The organism is Vibrio sp. 1580, from assembly GCF_033340055.1.
On sequence record NZ_JAWOVT010000111.1, the window covers coordinates 1 to 916 of the forward strand.

A 916-nucleotide genomic window follows, 5' to 3' on the forward strand; every position below is an offset into this window, starting at 1 on the left:
AAAGATCTGCAATTGGCTTTAGACGCGGCGCAAGCCCAATATGCACTGGCGAAAACTCAGTGGGAAAGAGCAAAAAGTCTGTACAGCAAAAAACTCATCAGCACCGATAGCTACGATCAAAAAGAAACGCAATACAAAGCAGCGTTGGCAAGTTTTGAACAAGCGAAAACCGATTTGAGCTACACCAAAATTCAAGCGCCATTTGACGGTGTGGTGTCGTACACCTACGTGAAGCCGTATCAAGTGGTAGGTGAAAAGCAAGAAATCCTCAATTTGATTGATAACACCACGCTGGATGTTTCTTTCACTTTGCCCGTTAGTTACGCGGAGTCTGTCTCTCTGTCTGCACTAAAAAACGCAGAGATGTGGGTAACGATGGACAGCGAACCAAGCAAACGTATTCCGGGTAAGTTCAAAGAAATCTCAACGCAGCCAAACATCGATACCAACAGCTATGAAGCGATTGTGACGATCACTCGGCCAACCGATCGCAACTTGCTCACTGGGATGACAGGACAAGTACACATTGCTAAGCAAAACAAGTCTAACGCCATGACGTTGCCGACATCGGCTTGGGTAAACAAGCAAGAGAGCCAAGGTGAAGTTTGGGTGATGGATAGCTCAACGCAACAAGTGAGCAAGGTGACATTGTCACTAAATGAAAGTGGCGCGATTGAGTCAGGTTTGGATAACAACGACTACGTGGTTATTGCTGGCGTAGAACGATTAGTCGAAGGGCAAGTGGTGAAAGCTTGGATTCGTGAGGAAGGCATTTAATGAAGCATTCTCTATTTGCAGTATCGGCCATCGCCTTGGCCGTTCTTACTGGTTGTCAAAGTGATAGCCAAAACGTAGCCGAACAACCGTTGTATGTTTCGACCATTTCAGTTGACGCGCCAGTGAAAAGCCAATATCG

1 protein-coding gene and 1 pseudogene are annotated in these 916 nt (G+C 46.3%); both read left to right on the plus strand.

The genetic code is table 11. The features are described 5' to 3' along the window. Positions 1-777, plus strand: a 777-nt coding sequence (gene vmeT, locus R7093_RS24365; protein ID WP_318146904.1) for a multidrug efflux RND transporter periplasmic adaptor subunit VmeT, incomplete at its 5' end; no start/stop codon positions are given. Beyond that, positions 777-916: pseudogene (locus tag R7093_RS24370) on the plus strand (efflux RND transporter periplasmic adaptor subunit); the annotation flags it as partial. The gene vmeT and the pseudogene R7093_RS24370, both read left to right, overlap by 1 nt.